General features: G+C 44.2%; 9 protein-coding genes. 5 read left to right on the top strand and 4 right to left on the bottom strand.

Going from position 1 to position 17,578, the window contains the following annotated elements:
* Window positions 1–330 precede the first annotated feature (330 nt).
* Together HMPREF9304_RS10385 and rbr are read left to right on the top strand one after the other, a co-directional pair.
* Window positions 331–1,305 carry a YitT family protein gene (locus HMPREF9304_RS10385; RefSeq protein WP_008125166.1) on the top strand — a complete coding sequence of 325 codons (975 nt, stop codon included), beginning with the start codon at window positions 331–333 and terminating at the stop codon, window positions 1,303–1,305.
* 212 nt (window positions 1,306–1,517) lie between these two features.
* The gene (rbr, locus tag HMPREF9304_RS10380; RefSeq protein ID WP_008125168.1) at window positions 1,518–2,171 is read left to right on the top strand and encodes a rubrerythrin; all 654 of its coding nucleotides are present in this window, start codon (window positions 1,518–1,520) and stop codon (window positions 2,169–2,171) included.
* A 280-nt stretch (window positions 2,172–2,451) separates the two neighbouring features.
* On the opposite strand, the gene eno is transcribed toward rbr, so the two are convergent.
* From eno to HMPREF9304_RS14495, 3 genes are all read right to left on the bottom strand, one after another.
* The gene (eno, locus tag HMPREF9304_RS10375) at window positions 2,452–3,759 is read right to left on the bottom strand and encodes a phosphopyruvate hydratase (protein ID WP_036928822.1); all 1,308 of its coding nucleotides are present in this window, start codon (window positions 3,757–3,759) and stop codon (window positions 2,452–2,454) included.
* A gap of 358 nt (window positions 3,760–4,117) precedes the next feature.
* Entirely contained in the window at window positions 4,118–10,147 is a 6,030-nt protein-coding gene (locus tag HMPREF9304_RS10370) for a T9SS type A sorting domain-containing protein (RefSeq protein ID WP_231564515.1), read from the bottom strand.
* A 102-nt stretch (window positions 10,148–10,249) separates the two neighbouring features.
* Window positions 10,250–10,423 (bottom strand): hypothetical protein, encoded by a 174-nt coding sequence (locus tag HMPREF9304_RS14495; protein ID WP_156104807.1) that lies wholly within the window; start codon window positions 10,421–10,423, stop codon window positions 10,250–10,252.
* Window positions 10,424–10,917: 494 nt separating this feature from the next.
* On the opposite strand from HMPREF9304_RS14495, the gene HMPREF9304_RS10360 reads away from it, so the two are divergent.
* From HMPREF9304_RS10360 to HMPREF9304_RS10345, 3 genes are all read left to right on the top strand, one after another.
* Entirely contained in the window at window positions 10,918–11,760 is an 843-nt protein-coding gene (locus tag HMPREF9304_RS10360; protein ID WP_036928816.1) for a helix-turn-helix domain-containing protein, read from the top strand.
* Between the two features lie 984 nt (window positions 11,761–12,744).
* Window positions 12,745–14,598 (top strand): 2-oxoacid:acceptor oxidoreductase subunit alpha, encoded by a 1,854-nt coding sequence (locus HMPREF9304_RS10350; RefSeq protein WP_036928812.1) that lies wholly within the window; start codon window positions 12,745–12,747, stop codon window positions 14,596–14,598.
* Complete coding sequence (locus HMPREF9304_RS10345; protein ID WP_036928810.1) at window positions 14,595–15,602, top strand: 2-oxoacid:ferredoxin oxidoreductase subunit beta; 1,008 nt, start codon at window positions 14,595–14,597, stop codon at window positions 15,600–15,602. Before HMPREF9304_RS10350 ends, HMPREF9304_RS10345 begins: the two co-directional genes overlap by 4 nt.
* A 313-nt stretch (window positions 15,603–15,915) precedes the next feature.
* Here HMPREF9304_RS10345 and HMPREF9304_RS10340 read toward each other — a convergent pair whose 3' ends face one another.
* Window positions 15,916–17,577 carry a putative transporter gene (locus HMPREF9304_RS10340; protein WP_008125176.1) on the bottom strand — a complete coding sequence of 554 codons (1,662 nt, stop codon included), beginning with the start codon at window positions 17,575–17,577 and terminating at the stop codon, window positions 15,916–15,918.
* Window position 17,578 lies beyond the last annotated feature (1 nt).

The following is a 17,578-nucleotide window of genomic DNA, read 5'->3' as shown; positions in this document are numbered from 1 at the left end:
GTTGGATGATTTCACGCGAGTTTTGAGAGGCACTTTGTAAAGAAAATTCAGCATTAATTATCCTTTCATGCGGTACATCATCAGGTTTACAAACGCTTCTAAGTTGCTGTTTTTTGTTGTAAAAATATCGCTCTTTAATGAAAGATTGGTACCTCAAAACGAGGTGCAGAAGAAAGCATGTAACACTAATCAAAATTTACAATCACAAATATTTTGATAATAGGTTTTCTTCATCTATCTTTGCAAAGCAAAGACTCATCAAAGACAACCCCCTATAAGGAAGTTGAGAAAAACGGAGAACGAAGTCTTGCAAAAACAAATCAATGATCAATGACAGACATGAAAAAAACGGGTTTAAAGAATCCTTTTAGCGCAAATGAGCTAAAAGATTATGTATTCATCACCATCGCGATGATGTTTTATTGTATCGGGTGGACAATTTTCTTGTTACCTAATGACATTGCAACAGGTGGCGTACCGGGTATTTCTTCAGTATTATACTGGGGATTAGGAATACCAGTACAGTATAGTTATTTTGCTGTGAATGCCATCCTTATTATTTTTGCTTTACGCATATTGGGACTGCGTTTTTGTATCAAAACGATTTATGGCATCATTATCTTGACAGCCCTTACTTCACTGGTGCAAACGTATATGAAAGACGTCTCCTTATTGAGCGACCAACCTTTTATGGCAAGTGTCATCGGAGCCGTATTCTGCGGCTCGGGAGTTGGCTTAGGACTATCAGCCAATGGTAGTACTGGAGGAACAGATATTGTGGCTGCCATCGTGAACAAATATCGCGACATCTCATTGGGGCGCGTTATCTTACTTTGTGATGTCGTAATTATCTCTTCCAGTTTCTTGGCATTACACGATTGGGAGAAAGTGATATACGGATACGTTGTGTTGTTCATCACCTCGTTTTGTGTAGACCAAGTGGTGAACAGTATGCGCAGGTCGGTACAGTTCTTTATCATCTCCGAAAAATATGAAGAGATAGGTCGACAAATCAATGAAAATCCACACCGTGGGTGTACTGTCATCAATGCACAAGGATTCTTTTCTGGTAAAAACATGAAAATGCTGTTTGTTTTGGCAAAGAAGTCAGAATCAAACAAGATATTTTATCTCATCAACGAAATCGACCCTGCTGCATTTGTATCTCAGAGTGCCGTCATTGGCGTTTATGGGGAGGGCTTCGACCGGTTCAAAGTGAAACGCAAAAAGACAAACCACCACAAGGGCATTGAGCCAACCGCTGTAGACGCAAGCCCCACGCCAATCGAAGAAGTGAACGGATAAACAAGGTGGGGACGACCATGGCAATAGAATGGTATGACAAAGATTTAGAAAAAGAAATAATGAAATAAATACAATTTTTGTTGCAATGCAAGGATAAAAATAGTATCTTTGTAGAGTAGTGTCTTCTGCTAACGTTATCAACACCGAAAAGTAGGGACACAAGCGTAGAGACGCATAAAATACGAAAACGTTTACGATTATACAAAAACATTATGAAGAAGAAATTTATTTGTACCGTATGCGGATACGCATACGAAGGAGAAGCTGCACCAAAAGAGTGCCCAGTATGTCACGCTAAAGCTGAGAAGTTCAAAGCTTTCGATCCAGAAGCTATTAAAGGAACAAAGACTGAAGAGAATCTCAAGGCTGCATTTGCAGGCGAGAGCCAGGCTCACACCAAGTACCTCTACTTTGCTTCTAAGGCAAAGAAAGAAGGCTATGAGCAGTTGGCTGCTATCTTTGAAGAAACAGCACGCAACGAGAAAGAGCATGCAAAGGTATGGTATAAGTTCTTGCACGGTGGTGACATCCCTACCACAACAGACAACATCAAAGAGGCTGCTGATGGCGAAAACTATGAGTGGACAGACATGTATGTGAACATGGCGAAAGTAGCAGAGGAAGAGGGCTTCCCAGAGATTGCAGTGAAGTTCCGTGCTGTTGGTGCCGTTGAGAAGCACCACGAAGAGCGTTATCGCAAGATGTTGAAGAACATCGAAGACGAGATTGTCTTCTCACGTGATGGTAGCTGTGTATGGCAGTGCCGCAACTGTGGACACATCGTTATCGGTAAGAAAGCTCCTGCTGTATGTCCAGTTTGTGACCATCCACAGAGCTACTTCCAGATTGAACCAGACAATCTGTAAGTCAATTGACATAAGAAAAACTTCAACGAGAGATACTCACAATGGGTATCTCTCGTTTTTTTTATGTTGCGTGTACATATAGTGAACGGAACAAATGTTCAAAGCCAACCAAAGGAAGGACATCTGCATCATCTGCGAGAAGTATATTTCTTAGAAGTCTACCCATGCAAGCAATGGTTTTGCAAATGATGCAAATAACACACAGATAGCATCGTAAAAGGGTGCATCATAATTCATTTTACGATGCACCCTTTTGATATAAATAAGTAATCTATAAGATTTACTTCAATTTGCAGTAGCCATATTTAGCCGAGCAGCAAAGTTCTTCCTCGATACGGATGAGCTGGTTGTACTTCGCAATACGGTCGGTACGGCTCATAGAACCTGTCTTAATCTGACCTGAGTTAGTAGCAACGGCAATGTCAGCAATCGTTGTGTCCTCGGTCTCTCCTGAACGGTGAGAAGTAACTGTGGTGTAACCAGCACGGTGAGCCATTTCAATAGCCTCCAATGTTTCGGTCAACGAACCAATCTGGTTTACCTTAATCAAGATAGAGTTAGCTGCACCCATCTTGATACCCTTCTCCAAGAACTTCGTGTTGGTTACAAACAAGTCGTCACCAACCAACTGACAACGGTCGCCAATCTTCTCGGTCAGCTTTACCCAGTTGTCCCAGTCGTTCTCATCCAAACCGTCCTCAATAGAGTCGATAGGATATTTTGTAATCAGTTCTTCCAAGTAAGCAATCTGCTCATCAGCAGTCAGCTTCTTACCATTAGGATCCTTTGGCATGCCACTCTTCAACTGACGATAGTCATAGAACCACTCACCATTCTCCTGAACAGCAAACTCCGAAGCAGCGCAGTCCATAGCAATCTTCACATCCTTGCCTGGCTCATAACCTGCATCCTTGATAGCCTGAATGATAGAATCCAAGGCATCTTCAAGACCATCGAACTTAGGAGCGAAACCACCCTCATCACCTACAGCGGTAGACAAGCCGCGCTTCTTCAACAGCTTTGCCAAAGCGTGGAATACTTCTGCACCCATACGAATGCCTTCTTTAATAGAAGGAGCACCCACAGGACGAATCATAAACTCTTGGAAAGCAATAGGAGCATCAGAGTGTGCACCACCGTTGATGATGTTCATCATTGGAACGGGCAGCGTATAAGTGTTGACACCACCGATATAACGATATAGTGGCAAGTGAAGAGCTTTGGCTGCCGTGTGTGCAACTGCCAAGCTAACACCCAAGATAGCGTTAGCACCCAACTTGCTTTTGGTAGGAGTACCATCCAAGGCCAGCATCTTGTAATCTATCTTGCGCTGTTCCAACACGCAAAAACCTTTCAATGCTGGAGCAATGATGTTGTTCACATTCTCTACGGCCTTTAATACACCTTTGCCACCATAGCGAGCTTTGTCGCCATCGCGCAACTCCAAGGCTTCGTTTTCACCCGTAGATGCACCAGATGGTACGCTGGCACGACCCATCACACCATTTTCCAATGTTACCTCAACCTCTACTGTAGGATTACCACGAGAGTCAATAATCTCTCTTGCGTGAACTTTTTCAATTACCATAATTAATTATTTATTTTGAATGAATAATATCTCTGAATTCATTGCAAAGATAACGATAATTAAGGAATTCACCAATACAGAGATATGAAATAATGTGAAATGAACAACATTGAGCTTTGAATCTTGAACATTAAGATTTGAACTGTCAACTTAAAACTTAAAAACTCGTCAAGTTGTCAACTCGTCAACTCGTCAACTAAAAACTAATAAACTTAAAAACTCATGAACCCAAAAACTTAAGCAATCACCTCGTCAACTTGTAAACTTGTCAACTCGTCAACTATACAAACACACTGCTCCCGCAGAACTTCGTGTGAAGTCTGCGGGAGCAAAGTAATATATGTTTGTTCAATTGAGCTTACTCAATGACAATCTTTGAGGTCTGCACATTCGTGCCGTCGGTAGCCTTGATGAGATAAACACCTGAAGGAACTTGTCCTTTCAGCTTCTTCGCATCGAGTGGCAAGCTGAAGGTACCAATCTTAGCACCAGAGAGGTTGAAGAGTTCTGCCTCGCCCTTGGTCAAGGTAATAGAAACGTTGTCAATACCTGTCACAGCACCCATCACCTTCTCAAAGTCAGTCTCTGGCGTGTCGGCGAACATAAAGCGGTTATGCTCGATGCCGTCTACCGTAGCCGTGAAGAAGTAACGTGCCTTACCGTTGTTGAACGGAATCACGGTTTTCGTCTTCAAGTCAACCAACTTCAAGTTCTGGTAGTTCAGGCTCCATGTGTTCAGCTCCATGTTATAAGTTTCATCCTTAGCGGTTTCAACGCTAAACGTGCTTCCTATCAACGAAGGCAAACTGGATATCTGTACATTCTTACCGTCAGTGGTTGTAGCAAATACAGAAGGTTCACCCATGTTCAACTTCTCACCCTCCAATTGAGAGTCGTAGGCTGGTGTAGCGTCCTCTTCTTGATACGTCCAGAACTTATCAACCACCTTGCCATTATCCATTGTTACCATAACACTACCGCGGTTAAAGTCACCATCCATAATAAATGACTTGGCGCGCAACGGCTCGGACTTAGACTGCAATCCTGTGTAAGGAATGGTGAGTGTACCTGTCTTCGTACTGTACACAGGGTTGTTGTACTTCACCATGAAGCCTTGCATAGGTGCCAGTGTACGGGTAATACCACTCTCACCAGCTTTGCCAATGTTCACAGCTTCATAGCCACCCTTATCTTTTATAGACTGTCCATTGTGGTTCTTCCAGTCATCCCAGCTACCTGTGGTGTAGATGTAAACCGTGTTGTCCATGTCGACACCCGTCTCACCAGATGCTAACTTGATGCTCTTGATGTCCACACCAGCCATGAACGAGTTGCCCACGATGTTGTAACCCAATCCGTAACGCTTGGCATTTGCATCAGTTGCCTTGGAAGCAGTAACAACGGCTGCTTGTCGTGTCAGTGCGATTTCTTGATTACAGAAGTTCAGCTCACCTTGTATCTGACGAACGCCGTCACTACCTTCCAATACAGGAGCTATCTCGTAGCCCTTGAAGGCGGTCATGTTGTCTTTAGGCATCACATTGATCCACTTCTGATAGTAATGATCGGTATCGTTCTTCTTCTCATCGTAGACACGAACCTTCGCACCCTTGAACACAGGGCTCTTCTTTACTTCCTTCACAGGAATACCAATATACTGCCAGTCAAACTCAGCTTTCACTTTATTACCAAAGTCAGGAGAAGTGTTGTCCTTATCGTCATTTGCCATGTTGCCTGGGAGATACTTGCCTAATGGCTTGAACTCTACAGAAGCAAACACTTTAGTGGTGCATGCATTTTCATTGTTCAAGATGAACGTACCCACCTTCTTGCCGTCGGTAGATGTCTTCATCACGAGTTTGTCCTTGTCTGTTTCATTCTCAAAGCCTGCCACGCTCTTCACAGTCAAGCCACCATCTGCGGGAACAACTACAGCAGGGTGACCAGCGGTCTTGGTTGTAGCACCCTTTTCAAACTTCTCGTTCGGTGCGTTGTTTACCAACTTATTTGCAGAGATAAACTTACCAGCAGGCAAGTACATATCACGCTCTGCCACCTTCTTCTCACCCTTGATGTCGGGCTGGTTGTTAGCAAAGATGATGTTCTGTCCGTCCTTAGGAACATCTTTGGTCCAGTTCCCTTTCTTATTGAAGTCGTTGTCCACGCCACCAATCCAGTAGTTGTTGCCGCAGGCATTCTCTTCTTCATCGTAAGCTGAACCTGCGCTCTGTCCTTGCTTACCGTCTTTATCGGCTTTGCCACCAGCATTCACAGCTACTGGCACACCATCTTTATCTTCATCACCCTTGATGCGCCCTTGGTCGTCAACCATGTCCTCAGTTACATTGTCACCGCCTTCTATGGCATCCACACAGCCATCTTCATCACTGTCGGCATCCAAGAAGTCTGGTGTTCCGTCCATATCAGTATCGCATGGCAGCATCAGCGTTACCAACGTGTTCACCTGTCCAGACTTATCCGGTGTCTGCGAGAACTCAAAATATTTCTTGCCTGGCTCAGTATTGAGATAGGATAGTCCCACCTGATTGACAAGTTTCGCATCCTCGTTATTGAAGATCACCTTGTGTGTTCCTTCTTTTTCATATACAGTGTATCTGTCATCAGTCAGACTTGTGTATAATTCGGTTTGCGAGAGTGCGTTTTCGTTCGTCAATATGTTGATGCCAAACTGATTGTCTTTGTGGAACGTGGAGGCAGGTGTACTTTGCATCAGCACGTATGGTTGCATGGTTCCACCCACTTCCCAGTGCGTAATTGTTTTTTCGTTGGCATTGCCAGTCATGAAACGATCATTATCAATCGAATAGTTGCGAACCGTTACCACCACAGCTCCTGTACCTGCGGGATAGCCAAACTTGTCGGAAAGGTCTATTGTAAACGGATCACGTGTATTTGAGCTGGCTCCAATGACTGATGGTAGCAGTGTGAGTACACGACCCACCTTTGGCGTTTTGTTCAAATAGTTTTCATTGTTTACAATATCAGCGAACAGTTGCTGAGTTTGGATGTTATCTCGATAGCGCACCCATTTCCCACTGGTAGATTTCAGTGTGATACCACCCTTTCGAGTAACATTAGGTTCTGCCAAGTCAGGACACTCCACATAATTCAATATACCGTCGTTATCCCAGTCGAGATCGCCAGGTGCTACGAGACACGGTTTGAAGAAGATCTGTGCGCCGGTTCCTTGTGAGAAATCACGCTGCAATTTGTAGTCTACACAATCATAAGTGAATGTTTCTCCAACATAGTCGCTCATTTGCTTCACGATGATAGTATAGACGTAGCCTTCCTCAACAAACTTCTTGGGGAAGAGATCCTCTCCTTTGACTATCACGCTGTCGGGATATTCCATTGTCCCCTTAATGTGCCTCTTACCTTTCGACTGGTATCCAATAATGTTACCCTTTTCGTCTTTAATGGGTTTATCGTAGTCATAGATATCGACGTCGTAGTCAGGCGTCTGGTATTTCGTCTTTGAGGTTTCCACGGTACGCCCTTCAACGATTCTCTCAATGTCGCGTCCCTTTTGCTTCCATACATCGTAAGTAAACTTGAACGGACCTTCACCACCTATACTTTGGAACATTGCCCAGTAGTTTTCTTCGTCTGCACAATATGAGACAAAGGTTTTTGGTGCCTTTTTACTGGTGGTGACGTCAGCGTGTGGCTTTGTCACGTCAATCTCCTGACGCTCCGTGATTTCCTTACAGTCCACCTTCACACCTTCGCCGTTTTTACCCATTTCGGCAGATGTCGGCTTGGTATAGCCTTGTCCATCAATAGGAGCAGCCTCTGCGGGGGTGCCTGGGTTGGTGGTGTTATATGAATTACCACCCAAGTCTACATAGGTAGTCTCTGGTGACACTCTATAAAGTTTCGTAAGTGTCGTGTAAATAGATTTTTCACATTGAAACTTGGTATTCTTCACCTGAAATATGTGGCATGCTGTTTCCGTGAGGTTAGCACACAAGTCGGCACCAGTTTCAGTAGAGGTCAAAATCTTACTGTTGTTGTAACACTTGTTCCCATAGAATGTACAACCATTCATGGCATCAATAAGTGGTGTCGATGCATTTATACCTGCGCCACAAGTGAAATAAATGGCACCACCGCCACCATTACGTGCACCGCCACGAGAAAGGTCTGTTTTATACTGGTAAGACACGTTATTTACAAAAACACCATTTGTAAATTCCACCGTCTTACGCTGTTCTATATCTATGTAGACAGCACCACCATTGCCATTTCCTTTCGTTTCGGTATGTTTAGCCCAGTTGCCATAAAAGGTATCACCCGACGATATAAGATTGTCCGGATTGAACAAGAAAATAGCACCACCAGTGTATGCGTTATTGTTATAGTAGCGGTTGTTCTCCGATTTTAAAGCTCCGCTCTTGTAAAAGAACACACCACCATTACCAGTCGAGGAATTGCCCACAAACGTATTGTTTTTCAAAACAGTACCCTTACATGCATCCAACATACAGATGGCACCGCCACCATTACCAGATCTTTCAAGTCCGTAGGCGAGGTTGTTTTTGAACACACAGTTGGTTATGATGGTCTCATGACTGTTGCTTATCTGTCCAATGGCTCCACCATTATTGGATTTATTGCTATCAAATTCACAATTATCAAAGGTGATCGGTTGGTCCGCCATTGAGTTGTTATTTCTGATGCTGACAGCACCACCATAAGTGTGACTGGAATTGTTGACAAACTTACAATTCTTGAAAGCTCCATAGCCACTCGCCAAAGAAATTGCACCTCCCGAAGGATAAATAATACCACCTTCTTTTGCACCATCTGTACAAATGTTCTCTACAAATACACAGTTGCTCACCTCAAAACGTTTGTCGGCAATATCAATTTCGAAAGCGCCACCACCTTTTTGAGTTTTATTGCCACTGAAATAACAGCCGTCAATAATGAGCGGATTAGCTCCAGCAAAGCGGATGGCACCACCAGAACCTGTACCGCTACTACCTTGTGCATTACCTGTATTGTTGCAGAATATGGAGTTTTTAACTTCCACTTTACCTGCAACCTTAACCCACAACGCTCCTCCCTCAAGAGCTTGGGTGGTGTTGCCGTTGAAGTTACAGTTTTCTATCAATACGGACAAGGGGTTGTCACCATCAGGGGAGTCGATGTTAAGACCACCACCATCACCTTTACCCAGCGTCACGCCTGCCCTGTTGCCATAGAACTGGTCGTTACGGAAGATAGCGGTGCGTTTGCGATTGATATCGATACCGCATTTGGCTTGTTTTCCCGTAACCACGTAGACTGCACCACCATGGTCGCCTCCGAGGTTGTTGTAGTATTGGTTGTTCTCGGAAAGCAGATTGACAAACGAAGCCACCTTGATTGCTCCACCGTCGCCGGCTTGGGTATTATGGATTACCGAGTTGGTGATGGAAACATTCTCAAAGCCTTCCAAAAAGATGGTTGGTATCTGTCCGGAAGCCGTACCACCAAGGTTGCGGTTCACCTGTATGTGGTCTAACCTTGCATAAGACTTTGGATTTTCCTCTGGCGTTCCCGCATTGGTTACACCAATAAGACACTGCCCCTGAAAAGTACCCTGATGCTGAATGTCGTGGAAAGTAACATAGCTAAGGTCAAACTGGGTGTTGGTTTGTTTTCCTACATCAGAGAAAGCCAAGAAACCACCACCAACACCTCCGAAGAAATCGCCTCTCAACACTTCTACACGCGATATCTTCACTTTAGGGTTCTTCATGTTTCCATAAAAATAGATAGCTCCCGAACCTGCCGACTTATAGTAGCTGATAAAGCAGTCGTCCATCTCAAAATATGGATTGTCACAATTGTCGCAGTCCATCGTTATCAATGCACCTTGACCTACACCGCCCTGAAAGTTGGCAGAGTTGAACTTCAGCCCTCGCAAGATGATAGCTTGATTGGTGTTGTTGGCACGAAAGATAGATTGTGTCATCATCTTCGATGCCACTAACTCGGTGTGATATCGCTTTGGGTTATTGTTACATGTGTCAGTTGGGATCGTCCGAGACCCTGGCTTGGGAAATCCTCCCATGATATTCAACCGTTGTCCCTTCCTGGTGAGCACATAGAAAGCATTTGCATGATTCACAGGATCTGCTACCTCATACTTGCCTTCCGCCATATAGATGTTCACTTCTAAGTTCGTGTTGGCTTCTGCCGCCTTGAGGGCTGCTTTCAGCGTTTTGAATGCAGCATTCCAAGACGTACCGTTGCGTGAGTCGTTACCGGTTTGTGCCGACACATAAAACTTCAACGCTTCGGCTTGTACACCGATAGCCATGAAGCACGCGAGCAGCATCGTCAGCACATACCTTGCTGGTAATAAATGTTTCATGTTTGTGTTTAATTTTAGTTTTCTTTTTTTTGTTTTCTACTTTTTTGTCGTGTGCCGCCTGCGCCCTGTATTGGGCATGGGATGACATCGCGACCATTCGGCTTACCACTGCGTGGTGAACTCGTCATCATCGAAATCGTCAAAATCGTCGAACTGATAGCGCTTGGCACCTAATGAGGTGTCTTTATCAGGGCTGTACTGCCCCCCAAAACTACCTCCTGGATCTCCTGCTTGCAGTAGCATGATTCCTGGACTTACATACGTTTTCTTTGCCATGTTTAATTTTTTGTTTTTATCAATATATTAAGTATTCTATATTTTGCTGCCAGATATAGCTGGCACATTCTTCTCTTTTTACAAAGGTCTGAGACAAACATTCACCCAAGTATCTGTCGTACATCGGGTTGTTAATTCAGCATTACCGTCATCCTATTTTGCATATAGCGCTCAGGCTGTTCCCATTTCTATGGTTTGTGAGCTATATATAATAAGGTGGAATGGCAACAGCGCCTCATCACCTGATAGTTATAAAAATGTTCGCATTATGAACAATGCAAAATTAGTTATAACAAATCGCGAAAAAGCATTCAAAAATATCAAAACGGTCAATATATCTATCTTACCCCCCCCTGAAATGTTAATATAGGTTAACAATATGTCTAAAGTATTAAAACTTATAGATGTTTACCTTATATACATCTTAATTTCTCTATTTTTGCGAAGAATTAAAGTTCTACTTTTTATACAACAAGGTTGCAAACATCAAGCGCATGAAATTTTATTATTTGAACAAGCATCGCCAGTGCGCCAATTACATTGGTTCAAAACCCATTGGTTTTGCTTTGGTTACTGGGAAAAAAGGCGACCGCGTTGACAACATTCTGCCCGTACCGCTTGGTGTTTTTGTGATTAGCGGTAAAATTAAACTCTGTTTAGGCAAGGATTCAGAAGTCATGGTAGAGGGCGGACAGATGATGTCAGCAGTATTCAAAAACGACTCTTATGCCACGGTGATAGAAGATTGTCTATGCGTTCGTTTGTATGTACAAGGCAACAGCTTAGACTTCTGCCACCGTATTGTGAACTCGGAGAAGCTGTTGCGACTCTGTGAAAAGAACAAAGGAGCGGGCAAGGTGCTACCCATGATACCCGAGGTGCAAGCGATTATGCGGCAGATGGTGGGTTATATCACCGACGGGTTGATGTGCTGTGATGTGCATGCCATGAAACAACACGAGTTGGCTGCGGTGCTGCAAGCCTACTACCGGCCGGCAGATTTGATACCGTTCATCGCCCCCATCTACGATCCCAATGCACGGTTCTACAACGAGGTGATGGAATTAGCAGACGATTATCTTCCTGTAAAAGAAATGGCAGAAAAACTCAACATGAGCTATCCCTCGTTTGTTCGACACTTTCGCAAGGTTTTTAAGGAAACACCCATAGAATGGCAATCGAAAAATCGCATGAAAGCGCTAAAAGACCTGATGCGCAATACCGCTCGCACAGAACAAGAAGTGGCGGATGAACTGAAGTTTGCATCGGTGCAAAGCATGCGCTCTTTTTGTAAAACACGCTGTGGCATGAATCCCTCGCAATTGCGAGAGCAATAGTGTTTACTCGCCTTTACACGTCATCACCTTACATGTTGGGTGAACAACGAAAGGCACAAAAATAACTAAAACGTGAGTTTCTCCTTTTTAGCCTTTATAAAAAGGTAAACAACAAATAACACGAATCGTGCGAATGGCTCAAATATGCCATAGCAGGATATCTGTATTGTCTGCAAAATAATTTCTCATAGGCAACGCAGAGGTCAAAGTTGTGACGCGCAGCTCGTGCGTCCGAACCTGTAATTATGCCATCCATCCAATGCTGTATTTGGATAGACGTACACAGTTCTTTCTTTAATAAGGTTGTTTGTTGGCAAAAAACAACCATTTGCTTTTGTTTCAACAATACCACCCTTCTATGAAAGAGCCGCCAATCATAAGAGGTATCAATCATCACAATTGAGTATAAAGGGTTTGCATGCAGCAAAGACGGGCTGAAAGCCCAACAAGCGTATAGCCCAGAGCAACGCTCTGGGTACAGGTGACCCTCTATTTTGCGCTCTGAAAGAGCAAAAGGAAAGTGAGAGAAGAGGCACATCACTGGCTCCTTTTGCGCTTACAGCGCACCAATTAGTTAATTACCGCTTACCCATGGTGTTACCATGGGCTATATTCCTTTTGGGGCTTCGCCCCGCCATTGCTCGTAACCGTTTACTGGTGTACAATGTCTTGAAGTGTTATCTTGCGAGCTTCGCCCAGCCATTGTCCGTAACATCGACTGTTGTGCATTGTCCTGGACTGTCCTCCATGCGTGTCAAAGGCAAGTTATCTGCGAAATCTGCGTCATTTGCGAGAGCATCTTACAAAGAAACAACGCATGCGAGAACATGTAACGCAGCAAAGACAAATAACACAAAAATACATTGAACTTTGAACGGGTAACAGCAAAGACAACAAATAAATACAAAAAAACCGCTAATCATTTTGCGGTATCAATATAATTTGCCACCTTTGCAAGAACTAAATCTAAACGAAAAAAACATTATGGAAGAAGGTTTACGAGTGAAAGAACTCGAAAATGTAGTAGTCCGCTTTTCTGGTGACTCTGGAGACGGAATGCAACTGGCAGGTAACATCTTCTCTACAGTATCGGCAACCGTGGGCAATCAAATCTCCACATTCCCCGATTATCCTGCAGACATTAGAGCTCCGCAAGGTTCATTAACTGGCGTGAGTGGTTACCAAGTTAATGTAGGAGAGAACGTTTACACCCCCGGAGACAAGTGTGATGTATTAGTTGCCATGAATGCCGCAGCCCTGAAGACACAGCGACAGTTTGCCAAACCAACAGCAACGTATATTATTGACACGGACAACTTTAAGCCTCTTGACTTACAAAAGGCAAAGTTTGCAACACCCGACTACTTAAAAGAATTGGGTATTGATGCAGACAGCGTGATAGCATGCCCTTTGACAACGCTGGTAAAAGCATGCTTAAAGGATTCGGGCATGGACAACAAGTCGATTCTCAAGTGCCGAAACATGTTTGCATTGGGTATGGTATGCTGGTTGTTCGACCGCGATTTGCAACTCGTGAACAACTTTTTACAGCAGAAATTCCACAAGAAACCCGCTGTCTTAGAAGCCAATATCAAAGTGGTAAGAGCAGGATATGACTACGGAGCCAATACCCATGCGAGTGTGCCTAACACCTATCGTATTGAAGCTCGTAACAAAGTGCCAGGCCGCTATATGGACATTACTGGAAATAAAGCTACCGCTTACGGTCTTATGGCTGCCACAGAGAAGGCTGGTGTGAAACTCTTTTTGGGTTCTTATCCTATTACACCTGCATCCGACATCTTGCACGAATTGGCTAAACACAAGTCGATGGGCGTCATCACGATGCAGTGCGAGGACGAAATCTCGGGTTGTGCAACATCCATCGGAGCCTCGTTTGCAGGAGCATTGGGTGTTACTTCCACCTCTGGTCCTGGTATCTGTCTGAAATCAGAAGCCATGAACTTGGCTGTGATGGACGAACTTCCATTGGTAATTATTGATGTTCAGCGTGGTGGTCCCTCAACAGGACTCCCTACAAAGACCGAACAAACCGACTTGCTGCAAGTGCTTTATGGCCGCAACGGTGAATCACCAATGCCTGTCATCACCCCAACGAGTCCCACCAACTGCTTCCATGCAGCCTATATGGCTTGTAAGATAGCATTGGAACACATCACCCCCGTGGTGGTTTTGAGCGATGCTTATATTGCCAATGGCTCATCGGCATGGCCTATCCCACAAATGGATAAGCTGCCAGCAATCACTCCTCACCGTGTCACCCCCGAACAAAAAGGAAACTATACTCCTTATCAACGCGACCCAGAAACCTTGGTTCGCTACTGGGCAACCCCAGGAATGGAGGGTTACGAACACATTATAGGTGGATTGGAAAAGGACTCGGAAACAGGACAAATCTCCAATAATCCCTCTAACCACCAGCAGATGGTGAACAACAGAGCCGAAAAAGTGGCTCGCATCCCAGTGCCCGACCTGAAAGTATTGGGCGAGGCAGACGATGCCGACTTATTGGTTGTTGGCTTTGGTGGCACCTTTGGACACCTATACACTGCCGTTGAAGAATTGGTGAAAAGTGGCAAGAAGGTGGCTTTGGCACATTTTGAATTTATCAATCCTCTGCCTGCCAACACCGAAGAAGTACTGAAACGCTACCCAAAGGTAGTAGTGGCAGAACAGAACATGGGACAGTTTGCCAGCTATCTACGTACCAAGATAGACGGTTTTGTGCCTTATCAATTTAACCAAGTAAAGGGTCAGCCTTTCGTAGTGGCTGAACTCATCAACGCATTTGAACAAATTTTGGAGGGAAAAGCATGACAGCGTTTACAGCAAATCAATATAAAATAGGACAACCTCGCTGGTGTCCTGGTTGTGGCGACCATTTCTTTTTAGCCAACTTACACAAGGCAATGGCAGAAATTGGTGTTCCGCCTCATGAAATCGCCGTAATATCGGGTATTGGCTGCTCCAGTCGTCTACCTTATTATATGAATACGTATGCCATGCAAACCATTCATGGTAGGGCAGCATCGATAGCATCGGGAGCAAAGGTAGTAAATCCAGACTTAACCATCTGGCAGATTAGTGGTGACGGTGACGGTCTTGCCATTGGCGGCAACCACTTTATCCATGCCTTGCGCCGTAACATCAATATCAATATGGTATTGTTAAACAACCGCATCTATGGTCTGACGAAAGGACAATATTCGCCGACATCGCCTCGTGGGTTTGTCTCTAAATCGTCTCCTTACGGTACGGTAGAAGATCCGTTCCAGCCTGCCGAGCTTTGTTTTGGCGCACGTGGACACTTCTTTGCTCGTGCTGTAGCCAACGATGGTCCAAGTGTGATAGCCATTCTACAAGCTGCCTATCACCACAAGGGGGCTGCACTGTGCGAGATAATGCAAAACTGTGTCATCTTTAACAACGGTGCATACGACCCAATTTACACTCGCGACGGCAGGAAACAGAATGCTATCTACGTAGAACATGGCAAGCCTTTGCTCTTCGGTGAGAACAATGAATACGGTCTCATGCAAGAGGGATTCGGACTGAAAGTGGTAAAATTAGGCGAAAATGGCATTACCGAAAAAGACATTTTGGTACATAATGCGCACGAAGAGGATAGCACGCTGCACGCAAAGTTAGCCATGATGGACAACGAACATGGGTTCCCTGTTGCCTTGGGCGTGATTCGTGATGTGGAAGCACCTACCTATGATGATATGGTGAACAAACAGATAGAAGAGGTAAAGGAAAAGAAGGCTTATCACAACTTTACCGAACTGTTGGAAACAAATGATATCTGGGAAGTGAAATAACATCTACCTTTTTGCGCTATCGCAAAGAGATAAATGAAGAAAACAGACTGTTTTGGAAGACAAAATAAACTATTTTGCCTCACAAAACAGTCTGTTTTTCGTTGCTTCTCACTCCACTTAATGATTTTAATTCGTGCGCACAATCATGAAAAGCTACGCTATTTACGAAATTGGCGAGACAATTTCTCGCATGAATTGCTTTCCTGACCCATAAGAAGCATGGATTATTGCTCTGAAAAATGCGCTCGCAAATAACGCAGATGACGCAAATAGCGTGCCGTTGGCACGCTATGAACAAACAAATGTATCTGTATCAGACAAAAAACATGATTAAAACTTGTGCAATGATGACACGGATGAACATCCCAATGGGATAAACCGTGGCATAACTAATACTGGGAGTATCGCCATCAATCGTATCATTCGCATAAGTCAGAGCCATAGGATTCGCCATCGCCCCACAGAGAATACCGCAAATGGTGCCGTAATCGAACTTCTTAGAACGCAGTGCGAACAAGCCGACGATAAGCACAGGTACTAATGTGAGGACGAAACCCACACCAACCCACAACAAGCCTTCTGGTCGAATAACCGTATCGAGAAAATTCTTTCCTGCATCCAAACCCAGACACGCCAAATACATCGCAAGTCCCATGCGTCGCAACATGAGGGATGCCGAACGTGTGGTATAGGAAATAAAGTGCATGTGAGGACCCAATGCACCTACCAAAATACCCATAATAATGGGACCTCCTGCTATTCCTAATCGAATGGGGGAATCCATGCCAGGCAATGAAATAGGAATGCTTCCTAACATCAGACCTAAAATCATACCAAAGAAGATGCTGCCTACATTAGGTTCGTTGAGGGTTTTTACCGAGTTTCCTAAAAAGCGTTCTGCATTCTCTACTGCCTTTGGTTCGCCCACAACAGTGAGCCGGTCACCATATTGCAGACGCAAATCGTTCGTAGCCAACAACTTTACATCACCACGAATGACACGACTAACATTCACTCCATACGTCTCTCGGAGATGAATTCTACCCAATCGCTTGCCATTGAGTACAGGACGAGTGAGAACGATGACACGCGATTCGACATTAGAATCGATATAATTCCAATCTATCTTTTCTTGATTCCAATCGCGTTCAACCCTTTTTCCAAACAAGATTTCTAAGCCAGAGACAGCCGCAGGAGTGGTTACTACTAATAAACTATCTCCTGTGTGTAAGTCTGTGTTGACCATAGGAACAATGACCTCACCTTGTCGCCATAAACGAGAAACAATGAATTTGAGTGGTGTATTTATGGCTAATTGCCCTATCGTCTTCCCTTCAATAGCAGGATTGATGATTAAAAACTGGCAAACAAACGTTTGATCGTCATCTATCGGTAACTTTGGCTCTAAGTCATCGGGCTTCACAAACAATTTACGCATCAGCAAAATAGCCAAGATGACGCCCACAACACCCAATGGATAAGTCACTGCCGTAGCCAATGCAATGCTATCCGATGGGTGTCCTAAATGTCCTAAAGCCTGTTGGGCAGCACCTAAAGCAGGTGTATTAGTCGTGGCACCACAAAGCAATCCGACCATATTGGATAGAGAAATTCCAGTTAGCGGACATAATGCAACCGCCATGAGTGTTCCAAGAAAGATGACTCCCAAGCCCCACAAGTTAAAGGTAGTACCCTCATGTCGAAAGGCACCGAAGAAGTTTGGTCCCACATATAGCCCTAAGGTATAAACGAAGAGTACTAATCCGAACGTCTCTATATAGTCAAGAGTTGCGGTATCGATAGATAATCCAATATTTCCAGCAACAATACCGACAAAGAATACAAATGAAACGCCCAACGAAATACCCTTAAACTTGAACTTGCTCAATGCCGTACCCGCTGCAATAATCAAAGAGACAATGACTACCGTTTGTACTGATGAATGAATAGTAAAAAGACCGTTTATCCAATCCACA

Source organism: Hoylesella timonensis S9-PR14, from assembly GCF_000762405.1.
Classification (GTDB): domain Bacteria; phylum Bacteroidota; class Bacteroidia; order Bacteroidales; family Bacteroidaceae; genus Prevotella; species Prevotella timonensis_A.
The sequence above is the reverse complement of the archived record's forward strand: the minus strand, read 5'-3'. Positions and strand labels throughout refer to the sequence as shown.